This is a genomic window from Streptomyces sp. PsTaAH-137 (assembly GCF_003259365.1).
Lineage (GTDB): Bacteria > Actinomycetota > Actinomycetes > Streptomycetales > Streptomycetaceae > Streptomyces.
On record NZ_QLLY01000003.1, the window covers coordinates 120,965 to 134,931 of the forward strand.

The following is a 13,967-nucleotide window of genomic DNA, read 5'->3' on the forward strand; positions in this document are numbered from 1 at the left end:
GCTATACACTCGGTGTACAACCTCTGTGTATAGTGCACGCCATGCCTGCTGCACATGAGAAGATGATGAAAATACGAAGAGGGTTCCGGACGGCGGCCGTCATCGCCGCCGCCGGAGCCCTCTCCGTCGGCCTGAGCGGCTGCACGACGTACGACACGTCCAAGCCGAGCGCCGCCCGCGCGGCCGACGCGAAGCCCGCCGCCGCCTTCGGCACGGTCGACTGCCGCCGAGCCAAGTGCGTCGCGCTCACCTTCGACGCGGGCCCCAGCGAGAACAGCCCCCGGCTGCTCGACATCCTCAAGGAGAAGAAGGTCCCGGCGACCTTCTTCCTGCTCGGCAAGAACCACATCGCCGAACATCCCGACCTGGTGAAGCGGATGGCGCGCGAGGGACACGAACTCGCCAGCCACACCTGGGACCACAAGATCCTCACGGACATCGACGACGACGCGGTCCGGGACGAGTTCAGGCGCACCGACGACGCCGTGGAGAAGCTCACCGGCAAGCGCCCCACGCTGATGCGTCCGCCGCAGGGTCGCACCAACGACCACGTGAGCGAGCTGGCCGAGGAAGAGGGTCTGGCGCAGGTCCTGTGGGACGTGACGACGAAGGACTACACGCTGCCGCCGTCGAGGACGATCACCGAGCGGGCCGTGACGCAGACGCACAGGGACTCGATCATCCTGCTGCACGACATCTACAAGAACACCGTGCCCGCGGTGCCCGCGATCATCGACCGGCTCAAGGCGAAGGGCTACGTCTTCGTGACGGTCCCCCAGCTCCTCGCGCCGGGCAAGGCCGAACCGGGCAAGATCTACAAGCCCTGACGGCGCCGGCGGTCCCGCGGGCCTAGCATCGCGGTATGACCGCCCGGATCCGTATCGTCCGCGACACCCCGCTCAGCCCCGACGAGGCCTGGCTGCGGCTGACCGACTGGGAGCGGCACGGCGATGTCGTGCCCCTGACCCGGGTCACCGTGACCACCCCGCCGCCGACGGCCGCGGGCACGGTGTTCGTGGCCCGCACCGGCACCGCCCGCCGGATCGGCTTCGACGACCCGATGGAGGTCGTCGCCTGGGAGCCCCCGCACCGCTGCCGCCTGGAGAAGCACGGCCGTGTGGTCACCGGCTGGGCGGAGTTCGAGGTCCGGCCGCTCGACGGCGGCGGGTCCCGGGTGGAATGGCGCGAGGAACTGGCGGTGTGGGGGCTGCCGAAGGCGGCCGATCCGGTGCTCAGGACCGCCGGGCAGTGGATGTTCGGGCGGGCGGTGGCGGGGTTGCTGCGGGACGGGGGCTGATGCCTTACGTCCGCCGAGCCCTCACCCCCGTCAGGCCACCGACCCGATCCGCGCCGTGGCCCCCGCCTCGTGATGGATCGGTGTGTGCGCCCCGGTGAGCGAGACCCCGCTGCCGCCGCGCCGGGCGGCCACGATCTCCGAGGCGATGGAGACCGCCACCTCCTCCGGGGTGCGGGCGCCGAGGTCGAGGCCGATGGGTGAGCGCAGGCGGGACAGTTCGAGTTCGTTGACGCCCACGTCCCGCAGGCGCTCGTTGCGGGCCAGGTGGGTGCGGCGGGAGCCCATGGCTCCGATGTACGCGACGGGGAGCCGCAGCGCGAGCTGCAGCAGCGGGACGTCGAACTTCGCGTCGTGGGTGAGGACGCACAGCACGGTGCGGCCGTCGACCTCGGTGCGGGCCAGGTACTTGTGCGGCCACTCGACGACGATCTCGTCGGCGTCGGGGAACCGTGCGGCCGTCGCGAAGACGGGCCGGGCGTCGCACACGGTGACGCGGTAGCCGAGGAACCTGCCCATCCGGACCAGCGCCGACGCGAAGTCGATCGCGCCGAACACGATCATGCGGGGCGGCGGGACGGACGACTCGATCAGCAGGGTGAGCGGTGCTCCGCAGCGCGAGCCCTGCTCACCGATCTCCAGGGTGGCGGTGCGGCCGGCGTCGAGGTGCGCGGTCGCCTCCGCCGCCACGGTGCGGTCCAGCTCGGGATGGGCGCCGAACCCGCCCTCGTACGAGCCGTCGGGCCGGACGAGCAGTGCCCGGCCCATCAGTTCGGCGGGGCCCGCCACGATCCGGGCGAGCGCCGCCGCCGTCCCCCGTGCGGCGGCGGCGAGCGCGGACCCGACCACCTCACGGAGGGCCTCGTCCGAGGCACGTACCGGGGTGACGAGGATGTCGATCACGCCGCCGCAGGTGAGCCCGACGGCGAACGCGTCGTCGTCGCTGTAGCCGAACCGTTCGAGGACGGGTTCGCCGTCCTCCAGGGCCTGTCGGCACAGTTCGTAGACCGCGCCCTCCACGCAGCCGCCGGAGACCGAGCCGATCGCGGTGCCCTCGCTGTCGACGGCGAGCGCCGCTCCCGGTTGCCGGGGCGCGCTGCCGCCGACGGCCACCACGGTGGCCACGGCGAAGTCGCGTCCCTGCTCGACCCACCGGTCGAGCTCTTCGGCGATGTCCAGCATGTCTCGGTCTCCTTAACGGATACGCGGTGGATGGCGGGCGGGCGCTACTTGACGCCCAGCCAGCTCTCGATGGGGTGCAGGCCGAAGTAGACGAGGAAGACGAGGGTCAGCACCCACATGAAGGCGCCGATCTCGCGGAACTTCCCCTGCGCGGCCTTGATCGCGGTGTACGAGATGACTCCGGCGCCGACGCCGGCCGTGATCGAGTAGGTGAACGGCATCAGGGCGACGGTGAGGAACACCGGCACGGCCACGGCCCGGTCGGACCAGTCCACGTGCCGGGCGTTCTGCATCATCATGGCGCCGATGACGACGAGCGCGGCGGCGGCCACCTGGCCGGGCACGATCTGCGCGAGCGGCGTGAAGAACAGGCCGAGGGCGAAGAACAGGCCGGTGACGACCGAGGACAGGCCCGTGCGGGCGCCCTCGCCGACGCCGGTCGCCGACTCGATGAAGACGGTCTGCCCGGAGGCGCCGGCCACACCGCCGATCGCGCCGCCCGCGCCGTCGATGAACAGCGCCTTGGACAGGCCCGGCATGCGGCCCTTGTCGTCGGCGAGCTTGGCCTCGGTGCCGACGCCGATGATGGTGGCCATCGCGTCGAAGAAGCCGGCGAGCACCAGGGTGAAGACGATCATGCCGACGGTCATGCCGCCGATGGAGTCCCAGCCGCCGAACTCGACGTGGCCGAAGAGTCCGAAGTCGGGCATGGAGACGGCGCTGCCCGACAGCTCGGGCGGGCTGCCGCCCCAGACCTTGGGGCTGAGGTCGAAGGCCGCGTTGACGATGACGGCGAGGATGGTGCCGACGACGATGCCGATCAGGATCGCGCCGGGGATGTTGCGCGCCTGGAGCATGAAGATGAGCAGCAGGGTGACGCTGAAGAGCAGCACGGGCCAGCCGGAGAGCTGACCGCCGGTACCGAGGGTGACCGGGTTGCCCTTGCCGACGAACCCGGCGTTGACCAGGCCGATCAGGGCGATGAACATGCCGATGCCGATGGTGATGCCGTGCTTCAGGGCGAGCGGTATCGCGTTCATGATGATCTCGCGGAGCCCGGTGACGACGAGCAGCACGATCACGACGCCGTACAGCACGCACATGCCCATGGCCTGCGGCCACGTCATGTTGGGTGCCACCTGGGTGGCGAGGACTCCGGAGACGGACAGTCCCGCGGCGAGGGCGAGCGGGACCTTGCCGACGAAGCCCATCAGGAGGGTGCACACGGCGGCGGCGAGCGCGGTGGCCGTGATCAGTCCGGCGTGGCTGAGCTTGTTGCCGTCCACGTCGGGGCCGCCGAGCAGCAGCGGGTTGAGCAGGAGGATGTAACACATCGCCATGAAGGTGGTGATGCCGCCGCGCACCTCACGCGCGAACGTCGAGCCTCGCTCGGAGATGTGGAAGTAGCGGTCGAGCCAAGACCGGCCGGAGGGCTGGCGCGTTCCCGCGCCCGCGTCCTCCGCGGTGGTCTTCGGCTCCACGGACTGCTGGGTCATGGTGCCTCGTTTCCCAAGGTTCAAAGGGGCACCCGCGAACATCACGACGGAGCGCGGGTTTTGGGATGGCTGCACGACCCGGGGGACGGCCCGAGGCGCAAGTGGGGGGGGAGGCGGGGTGCCGGTACTGGGGCCGGCACCCCGCGCTGGACGGGGCTAGGCCGAGGCCGTGCCCGTCAGGTGCTCGGGGCGGACCGGGGTCCGGTCGAGCTGGAGGCCCGTCGCGTTCCGGATGGCCGCGAGGACCGCCGGGGTGGACGACAGGGTCGGTGCCTCGCCGATGCCGCGCAGCCCGTACGGGGCGTGCTCGTCGGCGAGTTCGAGCACGTCGACCGGGATGGTCGGCGTGTCGAGGATCGTGGGGAGCAGGTAGTCCGTGAAGGAGGGGTTGCGCACCTTCGCGGTCTTGGGGTCGACGACGATCTCCTCCATCACCGCGATGCCCATGCCCTGGAGGGTGCCGCCCTGGATCTGGCCGACGACGGACAGCGGGTTGAGCGCCTTGCCGACGTCCTGGGCGCAGGCCAGTTCGATGACCTTGACCAGGCCGAGCTCGGTGTCGACCTCGACGACGGCGCGGTGCGCGGCGAACGAGTACTGCACGTGCCCGTTGCCCTGCCCGGTGCGCAGGTCGAAGGCTTCGGTGGGGCGGTGCCGCCACTCCTCCTCGACCTCGACGGACTCGCCCTCCAGGACGTCGACGAGGTCGGCGAGGACCTCGCCGCCGTCGGTGACGACCTTGCCGCCCTCCAGGAGGAGTTCGGCGGTGGCCCAGGCCGGGTGGTAGGTGCCCATCTTGCGGCGCCCGATCTCCAGCACCTTCTCGCGCACCAGCTCGCAGGCGTTCTTGACGGCGCCTCCGGTGACGTACGTCTGCCGGGAGGCGGACGTCGATCCCGCCGAGCCGACCTGGGTGTCGGCGGGGTGGATGGTGACCTGGGCGACGCCCAGCTCGCTGCGGGCGATCTGCGCGTGGACGGTGATGCCGCCCTGGCCGACCTCCGCCATGGCGGTGTGGACGGTGGCGACGGCCTCACCGCCGACCACCTCCATGCGCACCTTGGCGGTGGAGTAGTCGTCGAAGCCCTCGGAGAAGCCGACGTTCTTGATGCCGACGGCGTAGCCGACGCCGCGCACCACACCCTCACCGTGGGTGGTGTTGGACAGGCCGCCGGGCAGCTGGCGCACGTCGGCGCCCTCGCTGGACTCCCACTGGCGCTCCATGGGCAGCGGCATCGCCTTGACGCGGCGCAGCAGTTCGGCGACCGGCGCGGGCGAGTCGACCGGCTGTCCGGTCGGCATGATCGTGCCCTGCTCCATGGCGTTGAGCTGCCGGAACTCGACCCGGTCCATGCCGATGACGTCGGCGAGCTTGTCCATCTGCGCCTCGTACGCGAAGCACGCCTGGACCGCGCCGAAGCCGCGCATGGCGCCGCAGGGCGGGTTGTTGGAGTAGAGCGCGATCGCCTCGATGTCGACGTCGTCGATGACGTACGGGCCGACGGACAGCGAGGAGGCGTTGCCGACGACGGCCGGGGAGGCCGAGGCGTAGGCGCCGCCGTCGAGCACGATCCGGCACTTCATGTGCGTGATCTTGCCGTCCTTCGTCACGCCGTGCTCGTAGTGCAGCTTGGCGGGGTGGCGGTGGACGTGCCCGAAGAAGGACTCGAAGCGGTTGTAGACGATCTTGACGGGCTTGTCGGTGCGCAGGGCGAGCAGGCAGGCGTGGATCTGCATCGACAGGTCCTCGCGGCCGCCGAACGCGCCGCCGACGCCCGCCAGCGTCATGCGCACCTTGTCCTCGGGCAGGCCGAGCACGGGTGCGATCTGCCCGAGGTCGGAGTGCAGCCACTGGGTGGCGACGTACAGGTCGACGCCGCCGTCCTCGGACGGCACGGCGAGGCCCGACTCGGGGCCGAGGAACGCCTGGTCCTGCATGCCGAAGTAGTAGTCGCCGGTGACGATGTGGTCCGCGCGCAGCGCGGCCTTCTCGGCGTCGCCGCGGACGATCGGCTGGCGGTGCACGATGTTCTGGTGCGGGACGTGGCCGGCGTGGTGGTCGTCGCGGCCCTCGTGGACGAGGATCGCGCCGGGCGCGGTCGCGGACGCCTCGTCGGTGATGACGGGCAGCTCGCGGTAGTCGACCTTGATCTTGGCGGCGGCGCGGCGCGCGGTCTCCGGGTGGTCGGCGGCGACGAGGGCGACGGGCTCGCCGTGGTGGCGGACCTTGCCGTGCGCGAGGACCGGGGTGTCCTTGAACTCCAGGCCGTACTTCTTCACGTCGGTCGGCAGGTCGTCGTAGGTGAGGACCGCGTAGACGCCCGGGGTGGCGAGCGCCTCGCCGGTGTCGATGGAGACGATCTCGGCGTGCGCGACCGGGGAGCGCAGGATCTGGCCCCACAGCATGTCCTCGTGCCACATGTCGGACGAGTACGCGAACTCGCCGGTGACCTTGAGGGTGCCGTCCGGGCGGAGCGTGGACTCGCCGATGCCGCCCTTGGTCTTCGATCCCTGGGTGACGTTGAAGGGGATTCCGGTGGTTGCCATGGACTCAGACCCCCTGACTCGGAACGGAAGCGGACTGCCGGGCCGCGGCGAGCCGTACCGCGTCCATGATCTTCTCGTAGCCGGTGCAGCGGCACAGGTTGCCCGAGAGCGCCTCGCGGATGTCCGCGTCCGACGGGTTCGGGGTGCGCTCCAGCATCTCGTCGGCGGCGACGAGCAGGCCCGGGGTGCAGAAGCCGCACTGGACGGCGCCCGCGTCGATGAACGCCTGCTGGATCGGGGCGAGTTCGGTGCCCTCGCCGGTCTGCGAGTCGGTGCCCTTGGCGGACCAGCCCTGGGCCTCCTGGAGCGACGTACCGCAGGAACTGCCCGCGCAGGAACGCTGGTTGGCGAAGTCGGCGAGCCCCTCGACGGTGACGACCTCGCGGCCCTCGACCTGTCCGGCGGCGACCAGACAGGAACACACCGGAACCCCGTCGAGCCGGACGGTGCAGGAACCGCACTCGCCCTGCTCACAGGCGTTCTTGGAGCCGGGCAGGCCCATCCGCTCGCGCAGCACGTACAGCAGGGACTCGCCCTCCCACACGTCGTCGGCTTCCTGCCGGCGGCCGTTGACCGTGAAATTGACGCGCATTACGCGACTCCCTCCGTGCGTGCGGCGGTGCCGCGGTAGGACTCCCAGGCCCAGGTGAGCGTGCGCCGGGCCATGACGCCGACGGCGTGCCGGCGGTACGAGGCGGTGCCGCGTACGTCGTCGATCGGGTTGCAGGCCGCGGCGCACAGGTCCGCGAACTGCTTGGCGACCGACGGGGTGATGATCTTGCCGTTGTCCCAGAAGCCGCCCTCGTCGAGCGCGGCGTTCAGGAACTGCTCGGCCTCCTTGGCGCGGACCGGGGTCGGCGCGGCGGAGCCGATGCCGGTGCGCACGGTCCGGTCCTCGGGGTGCACGGCGAGGCCGAAGGCGCACACGGCGATGACCATGGCGTTGCGGGTGCCGACCTTGGAGTACTGCTGCGGGCCCTGCGCCTTGGGCAGGTGCACGGCGCGGATCAGCTCGTCGGGCGCCAGGGCGTTGCGCTTCACGCCCGTGTAGAACTCGTCGATGGGGATCATGCGGGTGCCGCGCACCGACTCGGCCTCGACCTCGCAGCCGCCGGCGAGCAGCGCGGGGTGGGCGTCACCGGCCGGGGAGGCGGTGCCGAGGTTGCCGCCGACGCCGCCGCGGTTGCGGATCTGCGGCGAGGCGACGGTGTGCGAGGCGAGCGCCAGGCCGGGCAGCTCGGTGCGCAGCTCCTCCATGATCTTGGTGTACGGGACGGAGGCGCCGAGCCGGACCGTGCCGTCGGCTCCCTCTCCCACCTCCCACTGGCTCAGCTCGCTGATGCGGTTGAGGTCGAGCAGGTACTCGGGCCGCCGGTGGTCGAAGTTGATCTCGACCATCACATCGGTGCCACCCGCAATCGGCACAGCCGTGGGGTGCTCGGCCTTGGCGGCGAGCGCCTCCTCCCAGCTGGCGGGGCGAAGGAAGTCCATGAGCGGCTCTCTTCTTCGTAATCGTTCGGCGTCGTGCGTGGATCGTTCGGTGATCGTCTGGCGATGCGATCGAGCCACGGATGTGCGGATCACAGAGGCTCGTTCATGTGCTGTTCACGCGGAGTGGGCCCAGTACACAGGGGTGTACCGCACCTGGGTCAGTCACGGAAACCATGAAGGAGTTGGCTGACCAAGACGGGTGTCTTGTAGATTCGTATGAACGGAGGGCATCAGTAACCTCTCCGTTTCTCGTGGGAAACGGACGACGCACTCCCCCACGCACACTTCGAGACAGATCGGCGGCGACGAAGACATGCGGCTGCGCGCATTGCTGGACACGGACGCGCTGGGCCTCAGGCTCCTCGGCGGCGAGGAAGAGCTCGACCGTACCGTCCGGGGCGTGATGACCACGGACCTGCGGGACCCGAGCCGCTATCTGTCCGGCGGCGAGCTGGTCCTGACGGGTCTGGCCTGGCGCCGGGACGCGGCGGACTCGGAACCGTTCGTACGGATACTCAACGCGGCCGGGGTCACGGCCCTCGCGGCCGGCGAGGCCGAGCTGGGCGCCGTCCCCGACGATCTCGTCCAGGCGTGCGCCAAGCACCGCCTGCCGCTCTTCGCGGTGAACGAGTCGGTGGCGTTCGCGACGATCACCGAGCACGTCGTGCGCCAGGTCTCCGGCGAGCGCGCGGGCGACCTCGCGGCGGTCGTGGACCGGCACCGGCGGCTGATGACGTCCGGGCCCACGGGCGGCGGCCCCGACGTCGTCCTCGACCTGCTCGGCAGCGACCTGGACCTGAGCGCCTGGGTGCTCTCCCCGGCGGGCCGGGCCATCGCGGGCTCCGGCGCCAGCGGGCCCGAGCTGCCCCCGGAGGTCTGCGCCCGGCTGGCCGCCGAGCACCTGTCGGCGACCCGCACCGGCCGCCGCGCCCCGCACCGCGTCACCGTCGACGGCAGCACCTACTCGCTCTTCCCGATCCGCTCCGGCGCCCGCGGCGCGGCCCTCGCGGGCTCCCGGGACGTGCGCGAGACGGTCCTGTCGGACTGGCTGCTCGCGGTCGAGGCGGACGCCGGGGACTGGCCCGAGGAGCGGCTCGACCTGCTCCAGGGCGTCACCCAGCTGATCTCGGTCGAGCGCGACCGGCGCGACGCGGCCCGTACGGTACGCCGCCGGCTCGCCCAGGAAGTCCTCGAACTGGTCCAGTCGGGCGCCGCCCCGGCCGAGATCGCCGCCCGCCTGCGGGTCGCCGCGCCGGTGCTGCTGCCCGGCCTGGGCGCGGCCCCGCACTGGCAGGTCGTCGTGGCCAAGGTCGAGTGGGAGGGCGGTGACATCGAGGGCGGCCCGGTCGCCCAGTCCCTCCTGGAGGAGATCCTCGTCGATCCGCTGTCCTTCGGCCCGGAGCCGTCCGACCGGATCGCCGTGGCGCACACCGGCGACGAGGCGATCGCGCTCGTCCCGCTGCCCGCGGTGCCCACCGAGGAGAACGGCGCGGAGCAGGGCCTGATCGCCGACACGCTGCTGGCCTCCGTACGGGATCCGCTGTCGGCGGGGCTCGCCGACGACGGGCGGCTCACCATCGGCGTGAGCGCCGCCGTGCACTCGGCCGAGGGGCTGCGCGGCGCCCTGGAGGAGGCCCGGCACGCCCGCCGGGTCGCGGGGGCCCGCACCGGCCTGGTCTGCGCGGCCGGCCACCAGGAGCTGGCCTCGCACGTGCTGCTCCTGCCGTTCGTCCCGGACGACGTGCGGCGCGCCTTCACCGCCCGGCTCCTGGACCCGCTGCGCGACTACGACCGCAAGCACCGCGCGGAGCTGATCCCGACCCTGGAGGCGTTCCTCGACTGCGACGGCTCGTGGACCCGCTGCGCCTCGCGGCTCCACCTCCACGTCAACACGCTGCGGTACCGCGTCGGCCGGATCGAACAGCTGACGAACCGTGATCTCTCGCGCCTGGAGGACAAGTTGGACTTCTTCCTGGCCCTGCGGATGAGCTGACGCGCAACCCCCGGCGTTTGTGAATTCTTTCACCCATCCTCTTGGCCGCGCGCCGTGATCCGTGCTGAGATGCCTCATCAACTCGGCTCGATGGCGTGCTCGGGGAGGGCAACGTGGCGCATCCCGCCATGTCTGGTACCGGAACGAACGCAGGGGACGATCCACTCCAGACCGCGGTGTGGCGGCTGCGCTCGCGCGGCTGCTGGGCCGACGCGGCGGCGCTTCTCGACCGGCATGCGGTCGGCGACCCGGCCGCCGCGCTCCAGCGGGCCGCGCTGCTCGGGGAGCGCTGCCTGTACACGGAGCAGGGCTGGGCCGAGGCCGAGGACGCGCTGCGGGCCGCCGAGGCGCTGGCCCACACCGACGAGGAGCGGGGCGCCGCGGCCTGTGAGCGGGGGCAGCTCGCCTATGCCGCCACGTTGCTCAAGGTCCGGGACCGGGTCGACGAGGCCCGCTCGGCGTTCGGGCGGGCGGCCGCGTTGATCGCTCCCGGAGCCGCCGGGCGGGCGCTGCTCGATTTCCGGCGGGGGCTGATGGCGGAGAACCTCTCCGACGCGCCGCAGGCCGCCCGTGCCGCGTACCGCCGCGCCCATGCCGGGGCGACGGCCCACAACGATCCCCTGCTGCTCTCCTTCACCTGGCGGCATCTGGCCGGGCTCGCGCTGCGGGAGGGGGAGCTGGCCGAGGCCCGCCGGGGGTTCGCGGAGTCGCTGCGGCTCCGCGAGGAACTGGGCTATCTCGTCGGTACCGCCCCGGCCCTGGTCTCCCTCGCCGAAGCCGAACCCGAACCGGAGACCAAGGCCCGCCTGACCGCCGAGGCCACCCGCCTCTTCCGCCTCCTGGGCGGCGTCCCGACCTGGCTGGCAGGCATCCTGCCTGCGGCGGCGTAGCTGTTCGTCACGGCCGGCGCAGCGCCCCGGCAGGGGCAGGGCCGGGACGGGCCGCTCACGGAGTGTGGAAGTGGGCGTTCAGGACCGCCTGGAGGGCCGGGGCGTCCTGCGCCTCCAGGGCATCGAGGAGCAGCACGTGGTGCCCGGCGTCGACCGCGAGGTCACACGCCGACCAGACCACCCGGCGCCGAAGATCATCGGCAACCCGCACCAGCTCCTCGTTCCCGGCGAGCCCCAGCACGGCCCGATGAAACGCCCGGTCCACCTCGGCATACCGCGCGACATCCCCGCAGACGGCCGCGGCGACGGTCTCCTCGGCGGCGGGCCGCAACGAGGCCCACCGCGACACCGGCACCGCGCGGGCGAGCCGCAGCACGACCGGCACCTCGATGAGCGCCCGCACCTCGGCGAGCTCGGCCAGCTCCCGGGCCGACCGCTCGGCCACCCGGAACCCCCGGTTCGGCACGACCTCGACGGCCCCCTCGCGGGCCAGCAACTGCATCGCCTCGCGCACGGGCGTGGCCGAGACCCCGAACCGCTCACCGAGGACCGGCGCCGAGTACACCTCGCCGGGCACCAGCTCACCGGAGAGCAGCGCGGCCCGCAGCGCGTCGAGGACCTGCCCGCGCACCGACGTCCGCACGACAGGGACCCGCGGCGCGGGCGGCTCGCTGTGCGTGTGCTCACCGCGGCTGCGCTCGGAGGGCGAGGCCGACCCGGCGCGCTGCTCCGGCACCGCGAAAGGCGCCACGCGCGGTCTGGCCTGCTCCACCCCGGTCATCCCCATCGCCGCCGTTCCTAGCCGTTCGTCGCTCTTTGTCCCCATCCCAACCCAGAACCATAGGGGCCCCGGCCCGCAGTTCAAACCCCGAAAACGTCGGGTAAGGTAAGGCTTACCTGCAAACGATCCCGATTCGGTGGTCCCTGCATGACTCTCCTCACCCCGGCGCATGCCGCGACGGACAGCGCGGTGTCGGCCGCGTACGCCCGCCTCACCGAGGTGTTCCCGAGCCTGCGCATCATCGAGCTGTCCCCCGACGAGCCCCTGCCGTACGGCGCCGGCTGGGTCCGCACCGAGGACCTGGCGCAGCAGGGCCCCGCCCTGGACGCGTTCCTGGCCTGGGACAACGCACAGGTGCTCAAGGACTACGGACAGCAGGCGCGCCCCGACGTCATCGCCAGCTTCGGCCTGCACCGCTACGCGTGGCCCGCCTGCCTGCTGATCACGGCCCCCTGGTTCCTGCACCGCAGGGTGCCTCGCTTCCCGGCCGCCCACGTCTCCTTCCAGCGGGCGCTCGGCCGGATGGCCGTACGCGTCACCGATTTCGCCTGCCTGCCCGGCGACCCGGCGGCGAGCCTGCCCGGCGCCCACGTCGTCCCCGACGAGGAGGCCCTGCGCGCGGAGGTCCGCGCGGCCGTCGCCGACCACCTGCAGCCCGTCCTGAGCGGCTTCGGGCCCCGGATGCGGCGCGGCCCGCGCGCCCTGTGGGGCATGGCGACGGACGAGATCGTCGAGAGCCTCTGGTACGTCGGTCATCTGCTCGGCGAGGAGCGGCGCGCGATGACCGAGCTGGAGGAGCTGCTGCCGGGCACCACGAAGCCGTACGTCGGCCGGGCCGCCTTCCGCGAGCTGACCGGCCCCGAGGGCGAGACCCTGCCCACCCGGGACCGCGCGAGCTGCTGCCTCTTCTACACCCTGCGCCCCGAGGACACCTGTGTGACCTGCCCGCGCACCTGCGACGCGGACCGCATCGCCCGCCTCACGGCTACCACAGCAGCCTGAACCACTCGTACGAGTGACGTAAATCGAACTCAACTGCCCTTTCCCAGGCGGGAGTTCGAGCGTACGGCCGCTTTACGCGCCCCCTTGCACTCCAATGGCGTTCTCTTGTCCCGAAACTCCCTGCGGGCTCGGACGGCTGGGCCACTATGGCGCCCGAAAGCCCTACCGCAACGCAAGGGACCCCAGATGAGACTGACCGACATATCGCTGGACTGGCTGCTTCCCGGCGCCGTGCTGCTCCTGGGCGGACTGGCGGCGGTTGCGGTCCTCGCGCGCGGCCGGCGCTCGGGGGACGACAAGAAGGGCGGGTCGTCGATGGACGAGTCGTGGGAACGCAGCGAGGAGCGCCGCAGGCGCAAGGAGGCCGTCTACGGCACCGCCTCGTACGTGCTGCTGTTCTGCTGCGCCGCCGTCGCCGCCGCGCTCTCCTTCCACGGCCTGGTCGGCTTCGGCCGGCAGAACCTGAGCCTGACCGGGGGCTGGGAGTACCTGGTCCCCTTCGGCCTCGACGGCGCCGCGATGTTTTGCTCGGTGCTCGCGGTGCGCGAGGCCAGCCACGGCGACGCCGCGCTCGGCTCGCGCATACTCGTGTGGACGTTCGCCGGTGCCGCCGCCTGGTTCAACTGGGTGCACGCACCGCGCGGGCTCGACCACGCGGGCGCCCCGCACTTCTTCGCGGGGATGTCGCTGTCGGCGGCCGTCCTCTTCGACCGCGCCCTGAAGCAGACGCGCCGCGCGGCGCTGCGCGAACAGGGCCTGGTGCCGCGGCCGTTGCCGCAGATCCGGATCGTCCGCTGGCTGCGCGCGCCCCGGGAGACGTACAGCGCCTGGTCGCTGATGCTCCTGGAGAACGTACGGACGCTGGACGAGGCCGTGGACGAGGTGCGCGAGGACAAGCGGCAGAAGGTGCAGAACCGGATGCGGCAGCGGGAGCACCAGAAGCTGGAGCGGGCGCAGCTGCGGGCCCTCAGCCGGGGGCACCGCGGTCTGCCCGGGCGCGGCGGCCGTCAGGTGGAGGTGCCGGCCGTGGCCGCGTCGGCAGGCTCCGCCCAAGGTGGCTCGGAGCCTGCCATATCCGCGGGAACCCAGCCCGCACAGGATCAGCTTCCGCTGCGCGCCCGACCCTCGCTCCAGGCCGTCAGGGGCGGCCCTGAGCAGGCGCCCGTGACCGTCGACCTGACGGCCGAGGACGACACGCAGGCGCTGCCCCGGCTCGACACCCTGGAGCGCAAGCTCAAGGACCTTGAGCAGCAGTTCGGCTGACGCAGCGTCACATCCGGTGGGCGGGCGG

Annotated in this window: 12 protein-coding genes; 6 read left to right on the forward strand and 6 right to left on the reverse strand. The window is 72.0% G+C overall.

What is annotated here, in order from left to right; translation table 11 throughout:
- The first annotated feature begins 41 nt into the window (after positions 1–41).
- Together K377_RS07005 and K377_RS07010 are read left to right on the forward strand one after the other, a co-directional pair.
- On the forward strand, positions 42–827 hold the full coding sequence (locus tag K377_RS07005) for a polysaccharide deacetylase family protein (protein ID WP_375605910.1): 786 nt from the start codon (positions 42–44) through the stop codon (positions 825–827).
- A 35-nt stretch (positions 828–862) separates the two neighbouring features.
- Positions 863–1,297: an SRPBCC family protein gene (locus tag K377_RS07010; protein ID WP_111662298.1), complete on the forward strand. Its 435-nt coding sequence runs from the start codon at positions 863–865 to the stop codon at positions 1,295–1,297.
- A 30-nt stretch (positions 1,298–1,327) separates the two neighbouring features.
- Here K377_RS07010 and K377_RS07015 read toward each other — a convergent pair whose 3' ends face one another.
- The 5 genes from K377_RS07015 to K377_RS07035 all read right to left on the reverse strand — a co-directional run bounded on the left by K377_RS07015 (position 1,328) and on the right by K377_RS07035 (position 8,010).
- Positions 1,328–2,476, reverse strand: a complete 1,149-nt coding sequence (locus K377_RS07015; RefSeq protein ID WP_111662299.1) for an XdhC/CoxI family protein — start codon at positions 2,474–2,476, stop codon at positions 1,328–1,330.
- A 44-nt stretch (positions 2,477–2,520) separates the two neighbouring features.
- Positions 2,521–3,972, reverse strand: coding sequence for an NCS2 family permease (locus K377_RS07020; protein ID WP_111662300.1), 1,452 nt, complete (start codon positions 3,970–3,972; stop codon positions 2,521–2,523).
- A 156-nt stretch (positions 3,973–4,128) separates the two neighbouring features.
- Complete coding sequence (locus tag K377_RS07025) at positions 4,129–6,519, reverse strand: xanthine dehydrogenase family protein molybdopterin-binding subunit (RefSeq protein WP_111662301.1); 2,391 nt, start codon at positions 6,517–6,519, stop codon at positions 4,129–4,131.
- Positions 6,520–6,523: 4 nt separating this feature from the next.
- Positions 6,524–7,111: a (2Fe-2S)-binding protein gene (locus K377_RS07030; protein ID WP_111662302.1), complete on the reverse strand. Its 588-nt coding sequence runs from the start codon at positions 7,109–7,111 to the stop codon at positions 6,524–6,526.
- A complete protein-coding gene (locus tag K377_RS07035) occupies positions 7,111–8,010 on the reverse strand; it encodes a xanthine dehydrogenase family protein subunit M (RefSeq protein WP_111662303.1) in 900 nt (299 codons plus the stop codon). Before K377_RS07035 ends, K377_RS07030 begins: the two co-directional genes overlap by 1 nt.
- Before the next feature lie 313 nt (positions 8,011–8,323).
- Between K377_RS07035 and K377_RS07040 the strand changes: the two genes are divergently transcribed.
- Entirely contained in the window at positions 8,324–10,003 is a 1,680-nt protein-coding gene (locus tag K377_RS07040) for a PucR family transcriptional regulator (RefSeq protein ID WP_111662304.1), read from the forward strand.
- Between the two features lie 128 nt (positions 10,004–10,131).
- Entirely contained in the window at positions 10,132–10,893 is a 762-nt protein-coding gene (locus K377_RS07045; RefSeq protein WP_161195147.1) for a hypothetical protein, read from the forward strand.
- Positions 10,894–10,948: 55 nt separating this feature from the next.
- Here K377_RS07045 and K377_RS07050 read toward each other — a convergent pair whose 3' ends face one another.
- Positions 10,949–11,680 (reverse strand): GntR family transcriptional regulator, encoded by a 732-nt coding sequence (locus K377_RS07050; protein WP_111662305.1) that lies wholly within the window; start codon positions 11,678–11,680, stop codon positions 10,949–10,951.
- Between the two features lie 141 nt (positions 11,681–11,821).
- On the opposite strand from K377_RS07050, the gene K377_RS07055 reads away from it, so the two are divergent.
- Positions 11,822–12,676 carry a (2Fe-2S)-binding protein gene (locus K377_RS07055; RefSeq protein ID WP_111662306.1) on the forward strand — a complete coding sequence of 285 codons (855 nt, stop codon included), beginning with the start codon at positions 11,822–11,824 and terminating at the stop codon, positions 12,674–12,676.
- Between the two features lie 186 nt (positions 12,677–12,862).
- Positions 12,863–13,939, forward strand: a complete 1,077-nt coding sequence (locus K377_RS07060; RefSeq protein WP_111662307.1) for a DUF2637 domain-containing protein — start codon at positions 12,863–12,865, stop codon at positions 13,937–13,939.
- Positions 13,940–13,967: the final 28 nt, after the last annotated feature.